The 17610-nt window shown below is 46.7% G+C and carries 14 protein-coding genes; 13 read left to right on the top strand and 1 reads right to left on the bottom strand.

Translation table 11 applies throughout. The features are described from left to right. Positions 1-37 precede the first annotated feature (37 nt). From HQN90_RS29490 to HQN90_RS29530, 9 genes are all read left to right on the top strand, one after another. Positions 38-325 carry a hypothetical protein gene (locus HQN90_RS29490; RefSeq protein ID WP_173225831.1) on the top strand — a complete coding sequence of 96 codons (288 nt, stop codon included), beginning with the start codon at positions 38-40 and terminating at the stop codon, positions 323-325. A 206-nt stretch (positions 326-531) separates the two neighbouring features. Beyond that, positions 532-2376 (top strand): cache domain-containing sensor histidine kinase, encoded by a 1845-nt coding sequence (locus HQN90_RS29495; protein WP_173225833.1) that lies wholly within the window; start codon positions 532-534, stop codon positions 2374-2376. Continuing rightward, positions 2373-3938 carry a response regulator gene (locus tag HQN90_RS29500; protein WP_173225835.1) on the top strand — a complete coding sequence of 522 codons (1566 nt, stop codon included), beginning with the start codon at positions 2373-2375 and terminating at the stop codon, positions 3936-3938. Before HQN90_RS29495 ends, HQN90_RS29500 begins: the two co-directional genes overlap by 4 nt. Before the next feature lie 119 nt (positions 3939-4057). Then, complete coding sequence (locus HQN90_RS29505; RefSeq protein WP_173225837.1) at positions 4058-5404, top strand: ABC transporter substrate-binding protein; 1347 nt, start codon at positions 4058-4060, stop codon at positions 5402-5404. A gap of 20 nt (positions 5405-5424) precedes the next feature. After that, the gene (locus HQN90_RS29510; protein WP_173225839.1) at positions 5425-6303 is read left to right on the top strand and encodes a carbohydrate ABC transporter permease; all 879 of its coding nucleotides are present in this window, start codon (positions 5425-5427) and stop codon (positions 6301-6303) included. After that, positions 6300-7103: a carbohydrate ABC transporter permease gene (locus HQN90_RS29515; RefSeq protein ID WP_173225841.1), complete on the top strand. Its 804-nt coding sequence runs from the start codon at positions 6300-6302 to the stop codon at positions 7101-7103. The genes HQN90_RS29510 and HQN90_RS29515 overlap by 4 nt, the downstream gene beginning before the upstream one ends. Before the next feature lie 55 nt (positions 7104-7158). Further along, the gene (locus HQN90_RS29520) at positions 7159-7980 is read left to right on the top strand and encodes a sugar phosphate isomerase/epimerase family protein (protein WP_173225843.1); all 822 of its coding nucleotides are present in this window, start codon (positions 7159-7161) and stop codon (positions 7978-7980) included. Between the two features lie 21 nt (positions 7981-8001). Next, positions 8002-8844, top strand: coding sequence for an AraC family transcriptional regulator (locus HQN90_RS29525; protein WP_173225845.1), 843 nt, complete (start codon positions 8002-8004; stop codon positions 8842-8844). A gap of 166 nt (positions 8845-9010) precedes the next feature. Next, positions 9011-11974, top strand: coding sequence for a glycosyl hydrolase family 95 catalytic domain-containing protein (locus tag HQN90_RS29530; RefSeq protein WP_173225847.1), 2964 nt, complete (start codon positions 9011-9013; stop codon positions 11972-11974). 54 nt (positions 11975-12028) lie between these two features. On the opposite strand, the gene HQN90_RS29535 is transcribed toward HQN90_RS29530, so the two are convergent. After that, positions 12029-12187: a hypothetical protein gene (locus tag HQN90_RS29535; protein WP_173225849.1), complete on the bottom strand. Its 159-nt coding sequence runs from the start codon at positions 12185-12187 to the stop codon at positions 12029-12031. Between the two features lie 435 nt (positions 12188-12622). Between HQN90_RS29535 and HQN90_RS29540 the strand changes: the two genes are divergently transcribed. The 4 genes from HQN90_RS29540 (at position 12623) to HQN90_RS29555 (ending at position 17608) form a co-directional block, all read left to right on the top strand. Beyond that, positions 12623-13774: a Gfo/Idh/MocA family protein gene (locus tag HQN90_RS29540; RefSeq protein ID WP_173225851.1), complete on the top strand. Its 1152-nt coding sequence runs from the start codon at positions 12623-12625 to the stop codon at positions 13772-13774. 12 nt (positions 13775-13786) lie between these two features. Continuing rightward, complete coding sequence (locus HQN90_RS29545) at positions 13787-14959, top strand: dihydrodipicolinate synthase family protein (RefSeq protein WP_173225853.1); 1173 nt, start codon at positions 13787-13789, stop codon at positions 14957-14959. Between the two features lie 141 nt (positions 14960-15100). Next, the gene (locus tag HQN90_RS29550) at positions 15101-16561 is read left to right on the top strand and encodes an aldehyde dehydrogenase (protein ID WP_173225906.1); all 1461 of its coding nucleotides are present in this window, start codon (positions 15101-15103) and stop codon (positions 16559-16561) included. A 24-nt stretch (positions 16562-16585) separates the two neighbouring features. Further along, positions 16586-17608: a Gfo/Idh/MocA family protein gene (locus HQN90_RS29555; RefSeq protein ID WP_173225855.1), complete on the top strand. Its 1023-nt coding sequence runs from the start codon at positions 16586-16588 to the stop codon at positions 17606-17608. The last annotated feature ends 2 nt before the right edge of the window (positions 17609-17610 follow it).

The following is a 17610-nucleotide window of genomic DNA, read 5'->3' on the forward strand; positions in this document are numbered from 1 at the left end:
CACTTATACAAATATTGGAATTGTGTAGAGGAGAAAAATGCGACTTAAAATAAGCCTAATTTTTGCTTTTTTCATTTCTTCAAGTTTATTTGTCGGTGTAGTTTCTGCAGATTGGGCAAAGGGGACTGGATATTACGAAATTATTGGCATTGAAGTAAATGAAGCAATCGCCATTAAAGATGATAAGGGCTTGTATATTAAAGCAACTTATGGCGGTGAATATGCTGGGGACAGGTATAATGGGATCGACTTTTTTCCATATGTTCTCGCGGTTCTCTTAGTGTTTATTAGTGGTTATTTACTAAGGAAGAAAATCAATCGGTAACTTGTCTCGCTCGATGGAAACTTTAGCTGAATAAACGATAGCTCATGGCTGCCGGTCATCGGTAGCCTTTTCGCACGACGAGTGCAATGGACAAAAACGTTTCCTTGCTGTGGACTTTTTTCACTGTGAATAAGCCTTGCAAGTTTATCCTTTTTTGTGTGAAAATCAGTTTAAAGGCGGTATGAAAGAAGGGGAGGATGGTGTCGATGCTTAAGTTCAGGTCCATTCAATTCAAGTTATTCGTAACGTATTCCATCCTCATCACGGCCATCGTAGCCATTGCAGCTATTTCATTTTATTACTATGTGTCGGACATTTTAAGTAAAAGAGATTCGGAATCTATTTTTCAATCGACGACATATATTTCCACACAGCTCGATTCGCTAATTCAAAACATCGACAACGCTGCTGTGAAGGTCATTTTCTCGGACGACATCAAGCAATTATTTTTTGAAGAAGATAATCCGGTCGATCCGACGATTTCCTCTTACAATGTTAGAAAAATGAACGATTATATTTTTTCGATTATGGGGCCGATTCAATTGGATTGGCAAATTAATCTTTTTGATATGAATGGGCGTTTTTTTGGAACTGGCAATAATTCCGTCAGCAAGCTTTACCCAGGTGGGAAGATGAACAATATTACATGGGTCAAAGATACACTTGCTGCCGACGGTGCTAAGGTAATTTCACCCCCTCATTCAGATGATTGGGACAGCTCGGGCAAGACGGTTATTTCTTTGGCTCGCGTCTTCTCGTGGGCTTTGGGCGGAAAGCAGCAGGGCATCCTGGAAATTCAACAAAGCTACAGCGTTATGGCTAATTTGATCGGAAAGCTTATGGCTGAGCCTAATGGGGGGGCTAGTGTAAATAAATCGATTTATATTTATAATCAGGCAGGGAATCTGATCTATCCTTATAGCAATCAGCCCAATGCTTATCCGGAGTTCTATTGGAAGCAGCTGCAAAGAGAGAATCTGGCGACTGGCACATCAACGATTAACAACCCGCTTAATAAGCAGCGTGAAATTATGGCTTATACGCATTCGAACTACACCGATTGGATTGTCGTGGCCGTAGAGTCGGAAAATGTGCTGCTGCAGCCTGTTGAGACGTTTCGCAATTCGATGTTTATCGCTGTATTCGGCTTGCTGCTGGTTACCTTAATCGTCTCGTTCTTCGTTGCGAGGGGGTTGACGCTGCCTATTAAGGAAATGCACAAGTCCATCCGCGCACTGCGGGTTGATACGCTGCTGCCGTCATCACAGATCGAAAGCAATACCAGCTTGAATGAACTGGATATTCTGAATACGTCATTCAAACGAATGTGCATTCGACTGCAGGATTCTATTGAAGAAGTCATCCAATCGCGTTCGCAGGAAATGCAGGCCCGAATGGTTGCCTTGCAGTCGCAGATGAATCCTCACTTTCTCTATAACACGATTACGCTGATTAGCATCATGGCCGAGGAGAAAGAGGATCACGATATCGTAAAGGTATGCAAGCATCTCTCGAAAATGCTGCGCTACATCTTATCCAATCACGCGAGGAACGTAACCATGTCGGATGAAGTGGCATATGCCGCGAGCTATTTGACTTTGATGCAGATTCGATATGGGGATAAGCTAAAATTTCAAATCGATGTGGATCCAGCCATGATGGAGGTTGCCGTACCGATTCTAATCATTCAACCGATCGTGGAAAACTGTATGAAATACGGCATTCATGTGGCGCCGCCTTGGAAGATCGAACTGACCGGAAGAACGGATGGGGAGAAATGGACGATCCATATCCGCGATTACGGCGGAGGCTTTACCCCTGAAGCGCTGCAAGCCTTGTCCCAGCCAAAGCTGAATTTGTATGCCCAGGAATCACAGGGAAAAGGGTTGGGGCTTAAGAACATCGCCGAAAGATTACAGCTTTTGTACGGAGATGAAGCCATTTTTGAAGCCACTAACCACCCGGAAGGCGGAGCATGGATTATGATAGGCGGCTTGATCCAGCAATCGGACCAGGGTTCTAAACCATCAGAGGAGGAGTTGGCAGGATGAGAGCAAACACGAAGGGGTCCTACCGAATTCTTATAGCGGAAGACGAACCCCTGATCATGAGAAATATCGCCACGAAAATTGAAAATGCCACGGATAAGTTTGAAATCCTGTATGCTGAGAACGGAAAAGAAGCTTTGGATGTGATTGAAGCCTTGCAGCCGCAGGTGCTATTTACGGACATTCAAATGCCGCAGATGAACGGAATTGAATTGATTGAGCAGGTTTCCAGCAAATATCCACGTATTCAGATTGTTGTCATCAGCGGGCATGACGAATTCGATTACGCCCAGCAGGCGCTCCGCTACGGAGCCAGAGACTTCCTGCTTAAGCCGCTCGATGCTGATGATATTAAAAAAACGTTATCCCGCATATGCGCTCAGCTAGATCAAGAAAAGGCATACTCCGAAAAGGAACAAGTGCAATCCGCTCTTCAAACAGGAGAGATCCTTCCACAGCATGCAGCTTTGCAAGACAGTGTTTTTCAGCTTTTTCTAATTCAAATCGGGCATTTGGCGAATGCTTCGTATTCGTCTGGACTAGCCGGATTTTTTGATCATTTATGGATGAAGGTGAACAGAAGCAATGCCATTCCGACCTTGCTTGGAGACGCAGAAGACTGGTGGCTGCTGGACCAACTACCCTTCCACGGCAAGTATCTTGTAATCAAAACAGAGGAAGCGTTCATGCAGCAGCCTCTTGTTTGTGCTGATGCTTTGCAGGCAGCGGTTCGCGAGCAAGTAGAGCCTTATCCCGTCACCATCGTTCATGCAGCGGAGCCTGCAAAACTGGAGAAATTGTGGAGCACCTCACAAGGATTGAGAGTCGCCATGGAAAGAGGGCTCGCTCCCGGTAGGTCGGCTATCTTCTCGAACACCGGCAAAGTAAGGGATTTACCGTCGGCATGGATCGAGCCCAACACCCAGCACAAGCTGGTCTCTTTCATTCAAGGAAATAAGAGAGTGAACTTCAACAAGGAGCTGCGCAGCTTATTCGAGCATTGGACCGTGGAAGCTTACCCGCAAAAATGGATCGAGAAAAAATTGCAGCATCTCATTCAAATTGTCCATCAGCAGGCGATTCATTTCTCTCATGAGGAAATATTCCATCTGGAGTACGATATGCTGAATACCCTCTATACGGCTGCCGATTTCCCGAGCATTTCCGAGAGAATTCTGACCCTTTTAGAAAACACAGCCTTTCTAAATGAGGAGCATGTTTCGGAAGGCGCTGAGGAGTTGACCTATTCAATCGAGAGCTACTTGAAGACAAACTTTGCCCATCCGATCACGCTGGAGGATATTGCGGCAAAATTCAATTTCGACTCCTCCTACTTAACGAAAATTTTCAAAAAATACAAGCATATGACACCAATTAAATACTTAATCTCGCTGCGTATGGACGAGGCCAAGCGCTTGATACAGCAGCATCCAGAGTTAAGTTTTAAGGAAATTGGAGCAATCGTTGGTTACCCAGATTCGCATTATTTCAGCCGCATCTTCAAGAATATGACTGGACAAAATCTATCGGACTACAGTGAGGGAATGAAGCTGCAAGGTGAATAATAAGGTGAAAAAAGTCCATCGCAACTAGCGCATTTTGTGCATCGATCATAAAATGAAAACGCTTTATAATTCAGAGGCAGACGAGAATTAGTCTGAAAAAAGCTTAGGGGGAATGAACATTGAAAAAATCTCTTCTAGTGATGCTTACCTGTATATCGACATTAGCACTTGTGCTGTCAGGCTGCGGCAGCAGTTCCAAAGATGCAGCAAGCTCAGTGAAACCAGCAGAAAGTACAGCAGCAATGCAAGCTCCAACAGCAAAGCCGGAGGCAGCCAAAAAGGATGTAACGATTACAGTCGGTGCTTCTCAAAACTGGATTAAAGACATTGACCGTAAGCTTGCTGATCAATTCACACAAAAAACCGGCATAAAAATTGATTTTCAGGTGAATCCAGATGATCAATATATCAATATTCTCAAAACCAAGATTGCGACTAAGGAAGCGCCGGACATCCTCTATATGGCGAGCGGCATCGGAATTGACAGCTTTCAGCCGGAAAAGAATTTTATGGACTTGTCGAACGAACCTTGGGCAGCCAATTATACAGATTGGGCCAAAGCGGGAGCAAGCATTGGCGGCAAGATCTATGGATTCAACACATGGTCTGTTGATGGATGGGGCCTGCTTTACAATACGGATATTTTTGCGAAGTACAACTTGCAACCGCCAAAAACGTATGCTGAGTTTATGCAAATTTGCGATACGCTTCTAAAGAATGGCATCACACCGATTTTTGAAAATGCCAAAGATGAATGGCATCTGCCTATCTGGCTGCAGGAATTGGCTGGAGCTGCGGTCAAAGAAGATCCAGGATTCATCGACAAATTGAATAACAATACGGGGAAATTTGCCGACAGCAAGGTGTTGGCAACCGGTCTGGGTCAGTACAATGAAATGAACAAAAAGGGCTACTTCGGCAAAGACGCTTTATCGAACGAATGGACCAAAGGTTATGAAGCTATGGGTTCTGGAAAATACGCGATGGACCTCGTCTATACGACCTACCAACAGGAAGTATTGGCGAAGTTCCCGAATTCGGGTGCGGATAAATGGAAGATGTTCCCGGTTCCAATGGGTGACAATACAACATTCGGCCACTCTGCCGGCGGGATTATCCGTGTTGTGAATAAAGAAACGAAAAACATCGATTCGATTCGTCAATATTTCGCTTTCCTATCCAGTCAGGACAATTTAAAAGCATACTATTCGGAGCGCAAAGATTTAGGCCCGATTTCCTTTAAGGGCATAGAAGTTGCACCTGCAACGCAAGCTCTGCAAAGCGTACAGTCCATTGCCAGCTCTCAGCTTATTGATTTAAACGATTCCGTCAAATTCTACGGGGATTCAGGGGCTATCATCGCCAAGGCAATGCAAGACATGTTGTTTGGCAAATTAACACCGTTAGATGTCTTGAAAAAATTGGACGACAACAGAGAAAAATCTTTCAAGGCAACTGCCAAATAATTGGATGGAGTAGGGGAGATATGAATACTAAGAAGATTTACCCTTTATATTTTCTAATATTACCGGTAGGCATTTATACACTTTTGTACTTTACCCCAAGTTTATTCAGCTTTTATTACGCTCTGACCGACTGGAATACGTATAACGAAAACATGCGCTTCATCGGGCTGGATAATTTCAGGGATATGTTGAAAGATCGCGCGCTTTACTGGGAATACATTGCACACACCTTTGAATTTGCGCTGTCGACTACACTGTTGAAAAATTTGTTGGGCTTATCTTTAGCTCTGCTGTTGAACGAAGGTCTGCGCACGAAAAATGTGCTCCGATCGATCTTTTATTTGCCCGTCACGATCTCTCCTCTAATAATCGGGTTGATTTTTTCCTCGGTATTCGATCCGAGCCACGGCTTAATCAACAATTTTCTAGGTTATATCGGACTGGAGAGTTGGAAGCATGCTTGGCTGGTAGATGTAAAATTCGCCATGCTTTCCGTTGTTTCGGTAGAAACATGGAAGTTTATCGGCTTTAATATGATTATTTATTTGGCCGGCCTGCAAACCATCTCGCGCTCTTATTACGAAGCGGCTTCCATAGACGGTTCAAGCAAATGGCAGCAGCTCATTCATATTACACTGCCCCTTATCATGCCTGCGATTACGATTAATTTGATATTGAATCTCATCAACGGCTTTAAGGTATTTGATCTCATCTTTGTCCTTACCAAAGGTGGCCCCGGCAATACGACGGAGGTTCTGAACACCGCTGTTTTTAGAGAGTTTTCTTCCGGGCGTTACGGCTCAGCAACGGCCATCGGTATTATCCTGTTTTTAATGACCACCTTAATTGCGCTCTCCACGCTAAGCCTGCTGTCCAGGCGGTCGGAGGTTAGCGAATGAGAATTGTCAAGGAAGTTTCGGTATGGCTGCTCACGTTGGTCATTTTAATTCCTTTATTTTTGGTCGTTATTAATTCCGTGAAAACATCGGCGGAAGCGGATTCAATGAATCTCAGCTTTCCCAAACACATTCAATTTAATAATTACGCGACAGTTATAAAAGAAGGGAAAATGATCCGCGCTTTTAAAAACAGTATGATCATTACCGTCGGTTCGGTTTTGCTTACGAATATCGCGTCCGCCATGGGGGCTTTTGTTCTGTCCAGAAGAAGAACACAGGTGAATAAAATGCTGTATTACTATTTTATCGTCGGTTTGATCGCGCCTATCAACATGATACCTACGATTAAGATTATGCAGACCTTGCACATCATGAACACGTTTCAAGGAATCATCTTACTTTATTCGGCATTGATGATACCGTTCACCGTCTTTCTCTATTACGGATTCATTCATTCGGTTCCACGAGAAATGGACGAATCGGCGGTGATTGATGGCAGCAACGCGTGGCAGCTTTTTTTTCGGATTCAATATCCGCTGCTTATGCCGGTGACGATTACTTCACTGCTGATTAATTTCATGAATGCTTGGAATGACTTTATCCTGCCACTGTATGTATTTAACAAATCGACGAACAACCCGATGACACTGGCCGTTTATAACTTTTATGGCACCTACATATCCAGCTGGAATTTAGTATGCGCGGCAATTGTGCTGACCACGCTGCCGATTGTCATCGTGTACTTATTTGGGCAACGCTATATTGTGTCAGGCATGCTTTCAGGTGCGGTGAAAGGCTGATTCCAAAGGAGCAGAGTGTCGCAGTGGAAAAAATTGTCCATAGGAGGGAAAATCAATGGAATCATTTGATGCAGGGGAGCGTCTTAGTTTAAATCAAATCACAACAGAGCGCTGGAGCTTGAAAGAAGCGGTAGAGGGAAGCGCCCGAGCCGATATTCCTTGGATCGGCTTATGGCGGCACAAAGTAGCCGAAACCGGCCTTGCTGAAAGCAAGCGGTTAGTACGGGACGCCGGTTTAAGCGTATCCAGCCTATGCCGAGGGGGAATGTTTCCGGCAGCGAGTGCGGATGAGCGTCGGAACAAGCTAGATGATAATCGCCGTGCGATCGAAGAAGCTGCAGAGCTAGGTGCGGAGGTGTTGGTGCTGGTTTGCGGGGCTGCTCCTGACCGGGATATAGACAGCGCCCGGCAATGGGTGGAGGAAGGCATTGCTCAGCTTGTCCCTTTTGCTCAGTCTCATGGAATTCGATTGGGGATCGAGCCGCTGCATCCGATGTTTGCCGCAGAACGATCCGTGGTCGTTACTTTAGCTCAAGCAAATGCTATGGCCGAGAAATATACGCCGCAGCAGGTTGGCGTTATTATCGATGTCTTTCATGTATGGTGGGACCCCGACTTGTATGTTCAAATTCAAAGGGCAAGCGGACGTATACTCGGCTTTCACGTTTCTGATTGGATCGTACCTACGCCGGATATGCTGATGGGACGGGGGATGATGGGGGACGGCGTGATTGAGCTGAGACGAATACGCAAGGCGGTGGAAGCGGCGGGGTACCAAGGACCGATTGAGGTTGAAATATTCAATCAAACGATTTGGGATCAAGCCGGAGACGAGGTTCTGGCTTTGCTGAAAACACGTTTTGCGAGACATGTCTAATGATTTGGGAGGAGCGCCGCAATGAGCAATCGTAGAGTGATCGATCTCTCCATCCAAGGCATTCATTTGTATGAGGTTAAACATGAAGAAGGGGATGTGATTATGGAGCATGACCATCCTTTCCATGAAATTTTGTATGCGTTGGATGGCGAGGGTCAACTTACACTTGACGGAAAGCAGTTGGATTTCAACAAGGACCATGGCGTTGTTATCGTCCCGTTCTCGCCGCATGCGGTAGTATCCGATTCCAATCTGACGATTCTCGTGCTTGCCTTTGATGCACAATTGCTGGACATCTCCGTACAAAAAGAGCTGCTCGATGTTTTTTTCAACGTCTCCAGCATGATTCGCTTGAATCCGTTTCTCGGCAGTGAGCTTCGACAGCTGTTGCGAAAAATGCTGTTCGAGTTGTCACGCGGAAATCCGCTGAATCTTCTCGCAATGAAGCTTAAATTATCCGAGCTGCTGCTTGTGCTGGCAAGGGCGCAGCAGCCTTCGCACGTTATAGATGCGGACAGCTTGCGTGCGGAGAAGCTGCGTCTGTATATTGATTCGCATTACTTTGAAATTATGCATTCGAACGATATTTCCGTCAAATTGGGCATGAGTACCAGGCATGTTAACAATATTTTTAAAAAGCAGTATTCGATTACGCCGATTCAATATTTGACTGAGGTCCGAATCGAAATGGCCAAAAAAATGCTTGTCGAAACGGACAAGGAAATTGTCTGCATTTGCTTTGAGGTGGGTTTTGAGACCTTATCCAGCTTCTACAGAATGTTCAAAAATTATATCCAGATGTCGCCAAACCAATACCGGGTCGTTCATCGGGTACGGTCCAGAAATGAACAGGTTTTAGTATGAAGGGTGATCGATAAAACGTGCGCTGTTTTTAATAACAAATTTCTGATTTTAGGAAGCTTAAATTAATTATTTAACCTATTGTTAAATAAGGGAGTTCATATCCCATTAATCTGTAAACACTATCTTAGAAGAACTTCCAAAATATGAAGTAGGAGGTGCTTTAAGAATGTTAACGTTCAAATCAAGTCAAAAAGGCTATGTCTGGGGGTTATTGTTGGTGTTTGTGTTGTCGGTTGCACTACCGACAGGATTAAGTGGTCCGACTACAGCATTTGCGTCCGAGCAAGCGGATGACTGGGCGGCGATTCAGAGCCTGCTCTCTGGCATTTCACCAACCGTTACTACACCGATTAGCGGCGTGCAAACGAAAAATTACTCGCCGGGCCAGCTTCTAGGTAACGGTAATATCGGTGTGGTGGCTGGTGATACCGTCAGCAGCCAGAAATTTTATTTTGGCAAGAACGATTTCTGGGGGAATGCCATTAAGAATCCGACGGATACGGCCAATTCTCCTTCATGGCAGCCGTCTATCTTGTCCGCCGGCGGATTAACGATCAATTCTCCTACAGCAGGCACGAATCCAGCTTCGGTCTATAGCATGAAACAGGATATTCAAAACGCACAAGTCATCACGAACATGCAGTTCGGCAGTACGACCGTAACGATGACCTCATGGACGGCGGATTCGGACGACGTGTTCGTTACCGAGTTATCAAGTCCAGCTGGGAGCAGCGCTGTCACGATAAACGCGGATTTATGGGTGCCGGATAAAATTACGATATCCAACGTCTCACAGGACAATAACAGTACGTATCCCTATTCAAGCGGGATTACGAGCGGAGTGCTTTGGGTCTCGCGCGAGAACAATTTGAATGGCGCAACCGACTATAAGTCGCGAATTGCCGTAGCTACAAAGCTGTTGGGCGCCTCCTTCAGCGGTACGACTGACGGCTCAGCGGATGCCAAAGGAACGTTTACTTTGAGTCCGGGGACAACGGTGCAGCTTATTACGACTATCAAAAGCGGCATCGGTATCGGCAGTGCGGCTCCATCTTTAACTACCGTGAAGAATAATGCAATCAATGGCGTGAATGCCTTAACCGCAGCGAATATCACAACGCTGAAAGCCGAACACCAAACCTGGTGGAAGGACTTCTGGATGAAATCCTATGTGAACCTGAATGACAGCGTCATGAATAAATTTTATTTTGGCGCACTATATGTATTGGGTGCTTCCAGCAGAGTGAACAGCGTTGCGCCGCCGTCGATTTGGGGCAACTGGATAACCAACGATATACCTAATTGGGGCGGTAGATATTTCTTGAATTACAATGCGGAGGCGCTGTATTATGGAGCATTTTCCAGCAACCGCTCGGATTCGGTATTGCCTTATAGCAACGTGATTGTGAAAGAATCGCCATTTCAGCAAAATAAAACGGCATCGGCGGGCTATAAAGGTATTTTGTATCAAAGGAGCCTTGCTCCTTACAATTTAATTACAAATGCGCCGTCCATTAATTCGCCCGCTTCATCCAAGGATTGGACGAAACTTCAAGACCAGAAGTCCGACGGCAGTTTTGCGGTGATGCCTTTAATCTGGTATTACGAATACACCGGGGATAAAACTTATTTGCAAAATACGTTATATCCGCTTGCCAAAAATATTGAAGCGTTCTTTCTGGACTATGTAACGAAAGTGGATCTAGGCGGCGGGAATTATAAATATGATATCCAGCATAGCTCGGCACATGAAGGCGGAGACGATTTGAATCCTGCCATCGACATTGGCTTTATCAAACGATATTCCCAATTCTTGATTGATGCGAGTCAAACATTGGGAGTGGACGCTAACCTTGTACCTAAATGGCAGGACTTGCGTGATCATATCGCGGCTTACCCTACCCAGAATTTCACCGTGAACGGGGTAGCGAATACACCGGTTTATGTGTTAATGGAAGTTATGGGACCTAACGATGCTGCTCCGGCATACATCTACGTTGATGGACAGCCGGTTCAATTGGAAGGCTCTGTTTTTCCAGGAGAATCTTATGTCAGCACCGACACGGCTTACAAACAAACCGCTACAAATACGCTAAGCTATATGCATCCGTGGACTTTAACGGGATACAGCAACCATAACGGCTTCCCGAAAGTTTGGCCGATTGCGGCAAGGTTAGGCTGGCCTGCGGCGGATTTGTTGAATAAGTTCAAGGCTTCTCTGACGAACACGACTTCAACCAAGCTGTGGAGAGCAAGCAATGTGACCGCATTTGAAGGCGGAGGCGGTATCGAGACATCGGGAGCCATTGAAGGTGTGAATTCGATGCTGATGCAAACGGAGAACGGCGTGATCAAGCTGTTTCCCGATTGGCCGACGAGCAATGACGCTTCCTTTAAGCGGCTCCTAGCCAAAGGCGGCTTCGAGGTATCGAGCGCGTTATCAAGCGGTGCCGTAAGCAGTATTCAAATTAATAATGTGAATAAGCAGCAAATCACTTTGCCTGTCACGATTAAAAATCCATGGAGCAGCGGTACACCAAGTGTACAACCGCTTGACTCCAATGGAAATCCTAGCGGAAGCGCATTTACACCGACAGTAAGTGGAGGCAATATTACATTCAGCGCGGATTACAATCAAAAATACCAGATTACCATTGGCACATCTACACCAACACCGACGCCAACGCCAACTGCAACTCCTACGGCAACACCGACTCCTACGGTGACACCAACACCAACACCGACCCCGACACCAACGCCAACTAATTATGAGGCGGAAGCGGCAACCTTGAGCGGTACAGTAGGTATTGCCAGTTGTTCTTATTGCTCCGCAGGCAATGCGGTCAATAATATTGGAAACGGCACGACGAATTATGTTACCTTTGCCAATGTCAACGTCGCAGCGGCAGGGACTTATTCGATGAAAATCAATTATTTAACCAACAATACCAAGACCTATTATATAAGCATTAACGGCGGTTCTGGAACAGCTTATCCATTAACGGGCACCTCTTGGAGCACGACTTACAATACGACGATCTCCATTCAGCTCAATGCAGGGAATAATACGATTAAATTTTATAATAATACAGGCAGCGCGCCGAATCTGGATAGTATCGTCATTCAGTAGGTATTGCCAAGGACAGAACCCTATTTAGTCATAAAGATCGCTTGCTCCATTAGCCTACCCAGCTGAGTGGAGGGCGATCTTTTTTTTGCCATTCTGTTTGCCATTCTGGAAAGCAGGATGGCCCCATTCTTGAGAGGGCTTCAGAGGAAGGGCTTGTTTCATTGGATTAATTCCAATGGAAGCTAGTTTTAGCAGCTTAATGGTGGATTTCATTGGATAAACTCCAATGCATAATCTAACAAGCTGACACTTTGAAGTTTAATGGATATTTTCATTGGATTAATTCCAATGAAAGCTGGCACTCAGCCCTTTGAGGGCTGATTTCACTGCACAAAATCCAATGAAAAGGAAAAATATCCAGTGCAGAAGCGTTGTTCCCACTACTAGCCCATTTTATTTAACCACATTAACTATTAACTATACTAATCACTGTTAACCGACTTCTGGGCTCCCACAGAGGATACAGATCACCCTAATTGGAGGACAATCAGAAAGATGGGGAAACTGCATGATCAGCCGTCTGAAAACGGGATAAAATCAACTTCCATTATAAAGAATGCAGTTCCTATATGCATAAGACGTGTTCGCTTTAACTGACTTATGATAAGAATATTCCTTTGCTTGCAGGCAATGAAAGGGGAACTACAAATGACAGAACATACAATCGGAATCATCATGAACGGAGTCACTGGCCGGATGGGAACCAACCAGCATCTGATCCGTTCTATCATGGCAATCCGCAATCAGGGCGGGGTGAAGCTTGCGAATGGGGACGTGCTAATGCCCGATCCGATTATGGTTGGACGGCAAGAGCATAAGCTGCAAGCGTTGGCGAAGACGCATGGCATTGCGCGTTGGAGCACGAACCTTGATGAATGCTTGGCAGATGAGCGTGACCAGATTTATTTTGATTCGCAAATGACGAGCTTTCGCGTAGATAGCATTCGCAAGGCAATTGCAGCAGGCAAGCATATTTATTGTGAAAAGCCTACAGCCGCTACTTTGGAGGAATCCTTGGAACTGGCACGTCTGGCCAAGGATGCCGGGGTGAGAAACGGTGTTGTGCAGGATAAGCTCTTTCTACCAGGGCTGTTGAAGCTGAAAAGGCTGATCGATGCCGGTTTCTTCGGTCAGATTTTATCTGTACGGATGGAGTTTGGCTACTGGGTGTTTGAAGGAGATTGGCAGCCAGGGCAGCGTCCATCCTGGAATTACCGAAAGGAAGATGGCGGCGGCATTATCGTGGACATGTTCGCGCACTGGCGCTATGTGATCGATCATTTGTTCGGGAAGATTCGCAGCGTCTCTTGTCTGGGAGCAACCCATATTCCACAGCGATGGGATGAGAACGGGAAAAGCTATGCCAGCACAGCGGACGATGCGGCGTATGCAACGTTTGAGCTGGACGGGGGCATTGTGGTGCAGGCTAATTCCTCTTGGGCGGTTCGTGTGAACCGTGAGGATTTACTGACGATTCAGGTCGACGGTACGGAAGGCAGTGCAGTTGCGGGCTTGCGTGATTGCAAGGTGCAGCACCGGGTGAATACATGTAAGCCTGTTTGGAATCCGGACATTCCGAATCCGTTCAATTTCAGGGAGTTGTGGAGTGAGGTACCGGATAACCAACATTTTGATAACGCATTCAAAATACAATGGGAAATGTTTCTGAAGCACGTTCATGAGGATCAACCATTTCCTTGGGATCTGCTAGAAGGTGCCAAGGGAACGCAATTGTCCGAGCTTGCCCTGCTTTCATGGCAAAAGCGATGTTGGTTGGATGTGCCTGAATTGAAGCTCTAGGAGGTAAACGCAATGGTTACGTTAAAGCTGCCGCATGAAGACGGCTCCTTATATGCCTATACCATGCAAAGCGAAGGATCTTATGCTGGAATTGCTGGAATTACAGGAAAGCCACTAAAAAGCCGCATCGCCTTCTCGGCGGCGCATGTCGTTTGTGATCCGCTTGCCAATACAGATCCGCTCGCCAACGCTCAAGTGGATTGGCATGCGACAATGGCTTATCGTCGCTATTTGTGGTCGCTTGGGCTTTCCGTAGCGGAAGCGATGGATACTGCCCAGCGCGGCATGGGTCTAGGATGGGAAACGTCAAAAGAGCTGATTCAACGATCGGTCGCCGAGGCGCGCGCAGTGGGTGGACATATCGCCTGCGGTGCGGGTACGGATCATTTGATTCCCCGCTCGCAAATTACGCTTGCCAGTATTGAGCAGGCGTATGAAGAGCAATGCGCTTTTGTGGAAAGGCAAGGGGGACAGATCATCTTGATGGCGAGCAGGGCTTTGGCCCATTCTGCAAAAGGACCCGATGATTATGAGCGGGTATACGGCCGAATTCTGCGGCAAGTATCTCAGCCAGTCATTCTCCACTGGCTGGGAGATATGTTCGATCCTGCGCTTAAGGGCTATTGGGGACATGACAGCCTAGAGCAGGCGATGGAGGTTTGCTTGCGCATTATTCGGACGCATGCGGATAAAATCGACGGCATCAAAATATCTTTGCTTGATGCGGACAAGGAAATCGCGATGCGCCGTCTCCTTCCGCAGAACGTTCGCATGTATACGGGTGATGATTTCAATTACCCAACATTGATTGCAGGGGATGAGCAAGGCTGCAGTCATGCTTTGCTCGGCATTTTCGATGCGATAGCTCCTGCAGCAGCAGCCGCAATTCAGGCGCTGGATGAAGGGGATTTAACCAGGTATAGTCAGCTGCTTGAGAAGACGGTACCCTTGGCGCGGCATATTTTCCAAAAACCGACCTCATCGTACAAAACGGGAATTGTCTTCATGGCCTATCTGAACGGGCATCAAGCGCATTTCCGGATGATAGCAGGTGCCGAAAGTTCGCGCTCGGTTATTCATCTTGCGCGCATTTTCACCCTGGCTGATCAAGCAGGTATTTTGATTGACCCCGAGGAGGCTGCCAAGCGAATGCAGCATGTACTCCTACTTTCAGGCATTCATTAATTTTCGTTAATTGGAAGGGGCCGAGCGATGTCCATGGATGCGGATTTTATATGCCAGCTGTTGTTTTGGCAAGAGGAGCAATCGGAACGCTGCGGCAATGACGATTCACAGAAGAATATTCATCGGATTGGAGGACTCCGTATGGAAACAGAACCAACAGCAAAAATGGATTGTTTGCATGTTATCGATGGCAAACACGTTTCATCGCACAATCAAAAAACGTTTGTGAATATGAATCCGGCTACGGAACAAATCATCGGCCAAGTAGCGGAGGGGGGCAAAACGGAAATCGATTGGGCGGTGGCAGCCGCAAAAAAAGCCTACTATGGTGGGTGGAAGCACAGTAAATGGAGTGAAAGGGCGGCCATTCTTCGTCGTATCGGGGAGCTGATCCTACAGCGGAAGGATGAATTGGCCATGCTGGAATCGCTCGATACCGGGAAGCCGTTATCGTTGTCAACAGCCGTAGATATTCCGCGCGCAGCTGGCAGCTTTCACTACTTCTCCAATCTCATCTCGACGCTGGGAACGGAAGCTTATCCGATGGAAGCTGGGGCGCTCAATTATGTGATTCGCAAGCCTATTGGTGTCGTAGGCTTGATCTGTCCTTGGAACTTGCCGCTTCTACTGCTTAGTGCCAAGCTGGCTCCCTGCTTGGCGATGGGAAATACCGTCGTGATCAAGCCGGCAGAATGGACGCCAATGACGGCAACCGTGCTTGCCGAGATATGTAAGGATGCGGGTCTTCCTGACGGCGTGGTTAACATCGTTCACGGCTTTGGCAAGGATTCCGCAGGCGAAGCGTTAACGGAACATCCGGATGTGAGCGCCATCGCTTTTACGGGCGAAAATCATACAGGCAAACAGATTATGAGAGCGGCGGCAGGCAATTTAAAAAGATTGTCCTTCGAGCTAGGCGGGAAAAATCCGAACATTATTTTTGCGGATTGCGATCTCGATAAGGTTGTGGATACGACGATTCGTTCCAGTTTTATTAATCAAGGCGAGGTGTGCCTCAGTGGTTCGCGGATCTATGTGCAGCGAGCCATTTATGAAGCTTTCTTGCAGCGTTTTGCAGCCAAGACCCGCGAACAGGTTGTTGGAGATCCGTTACAAGCCCAAACGAACATAGGCGCCTTGATAAGCAAGGAGCATTACGAGCGCGTGCTCCGTTATATCGATCTTGCCCGTGAAGAAGGCGGTACGATTGAAGCAGGAGGTAGCAGAGTCAAGAGTTGCGAGAAAGGCTATTTTGTCGAACCGACGATCATTACCGGTGTATCCCAAGATTCCCGCGTCGTTCGGGAGGAAATTTTCGGTCCCGTGGTGACGATTCAGGTGTTCGATACCGAGGAGGAGGTCATCCGGCAGGCGAATGATTCGCATTACGGATTAAGTGCTTCCATATGGACTAGTGATGTCAGCTGCGCATTTCGGGTAGCCGAGCAGATCGAAGTCGGATTAACTTGGGTCAATACGTGGTTTCTCCGTGATCCTAGAACGCCTTACGGCGGTGTCAAAGAGAGTGGGATTGGACGGCAGGGCGGCATGTACAGCATCGATTTCTATAGTGACATCTCAACGATTTGCATGAAGTATTAAAGCTGACGGAATGGAGTGAGACGCATGGAGAAAATAAAGGTGATTCAAATCGGGCTTGGCGGCTTTGGAAAGTTTTGGCTAGGTGCCGTATTGAATGTGGAAGAAGTGGAATTGGTCGCTGTAGTGGATATGGAAGAGAATAATTTAGCGGTGGCGGCCCAGAGGCTGGCAGGGAGAAATATTCCACTATATCAGGACCACAAAAAAGCGCTGCGCGAAGTGAAGGCAGATCTCGTACTGCTCATAACACCGCCACATACGCATAGGGCTTTAACGATTGATGCGGTGGAAGCCGGCATGCATGTGATCATGGAGAAGCCGGTCTCCAGCAGTTACGAGGATGCTCTTGAAATATATAAATTTGCTCAAACCTGCGGCAAATACGTCATGGTCAATCAAAATTACCGCCGCAGACCCGTCATTCAAGCGCTCAAAGCATGCGTTGATGCGGGGAAAGTGGGTACAATCGAAAATGTGGAATGGCGGTTTTCCTTGGATCACAAGAATATCGAACTTACCGGTTGGCGCCGGGCTTTCGATGACATCATGCTGAAAGAAATGAGCATTCATCATTTTGACTCCATCCGTTATATTCTCGGGAAGAATCCGATATCCGTCTATGCGGAAAGCATGAACCCTACTTGGAGTCCAATTAACGGGGACTCAGTGACCGCAGCTGTGTTTAATTTTGAAGACGGCGTATTCATGACTTATTTTGGGAGCTGGGTGAATAAGGGGAAGAGCACTTCTTGGAACGGCGATATTATTCTTACGGGCAGTCAAGGAGCGATTGAACTGAAAGACGATATACCTCAGATCGTTTGGTCGGATGGTACGCGGGAGAATATTCCGATTCCTGCCTTTGAATTCAATGATTCGGATTACCTGGAATATTCAATCGGCGATATGGTCAATGCGATCCGGGAACGCAGATTGCCTGCCACACATATTGGAGACAACCTGATCAGCTGGTCGATGGCATGCAGTGCGGCGGATTCGACGAAAAGCGGCATGAAAATAAAAATAGAGCCACCAAAGGAGAGCTAAAT

Source organism: Paenibacillus alba (assembly GCF_013204855.1).
Classification (GTDB): Bacteria; Bacillota; Bacilli; order Paenibacillales; family NBRC-103111; genus Paenibacillus_E; species Paenibacillus_E alba.

Excerpts from the sequence above, each read along its gene's own strand:
- HQN90_RS29490 (WP_173225831.1), top strand. The coding sequence starts at position 38 with ATGCGACTTAAAATAAGCCTAATTTTTGCTTTTTTCATTTCTTCAAGT.
- HQN90_RS29495 (WP_173225833.1), top strand. The coding sequence starts at position 532 with ATGCTTAAGTTCAGGTCCATTCAATTCAAGTTATTCGTAACGTATTCC.
- HQN90_RS29500 (WP_173225835.1), top strand. The coding sequence starts at position 2,373 with ATGAGAGCAAACACGAAGGGGTCCTACCGAATTCTTATAGCGGAAGAC.
- HQN90_RS29510 (WP_173225839.1), top strand. The coding sequence starts at position 5,425 with ATGAATACTAAGAAGATTTACCCTTTATATTTTCTAATATTACCGGTA.
- HQN90_RS29515 (WP_173225841.1), top strand. The coding sequence starts at position 6,300 with ATGAGAATTGTCAAGGAAGTTTCGGTATGGCTGCTCACGTTGGTCATT.
- HQN90_RS29520 (WP_173225843.1), top strand. The coding sequence starts at position 7,159 with ATGGAATCATTTGATGCAGGGGAGCGTCTTAGTTTAAATCAAATCACA.
- HQN90_RS29525 (WP_173225845.1), top strand. The coding sequence starts at position 8,002 with ATGAGCAATCGTAGAGTGATCGATCTCTCCATCCAAGGCATTCATTTG.
- HQN90_RS29530 (WP_173225847.1), top strand. The coding sequence starts at position 9,011 with ATGTTAACGTTCAAATCAAGTCAAAAAGGCTATGTCTGGGGGTTATTG.
- HQN90_RS29535 (WP_173225849.1), bottom strand. The coding sequence starts at position 12,187 with ATGAAATCCACCATTAAGCTGCTAAAACTAGCTTCCATTGGAATTAAT.
- HQN90_RS29540 (WP_173225851.1), top strand. The coding sequence starts at position 12,623 with ATGACAGAACATACAATCGGAATCATCATGAACGGAGTCACTGGCCGG.
- HQN90_RS29545 (WP_173225853.1), top strand. The coding sequence starts at position 13,787 with ATGGTTACGTTAAAGCTGCCGCATGAAGACGGCTCCTTATATGCCTAT.
- HQN90_RS29550 (WP_173225906.1), top strand. The coding sequence starts at position 15,101 with ATGGAAACAGAACCAACAGCAAAAATGGATTGTTTGCATGTTATCGAT.
- HQN90_RS29555 (WP_173225855.1), top strand. The coding sequence starts at position 16,586 with ATGGAGAAAATAAAGGTGATTCAAATCGGGCTTGGCGGCTTTGGAAAG.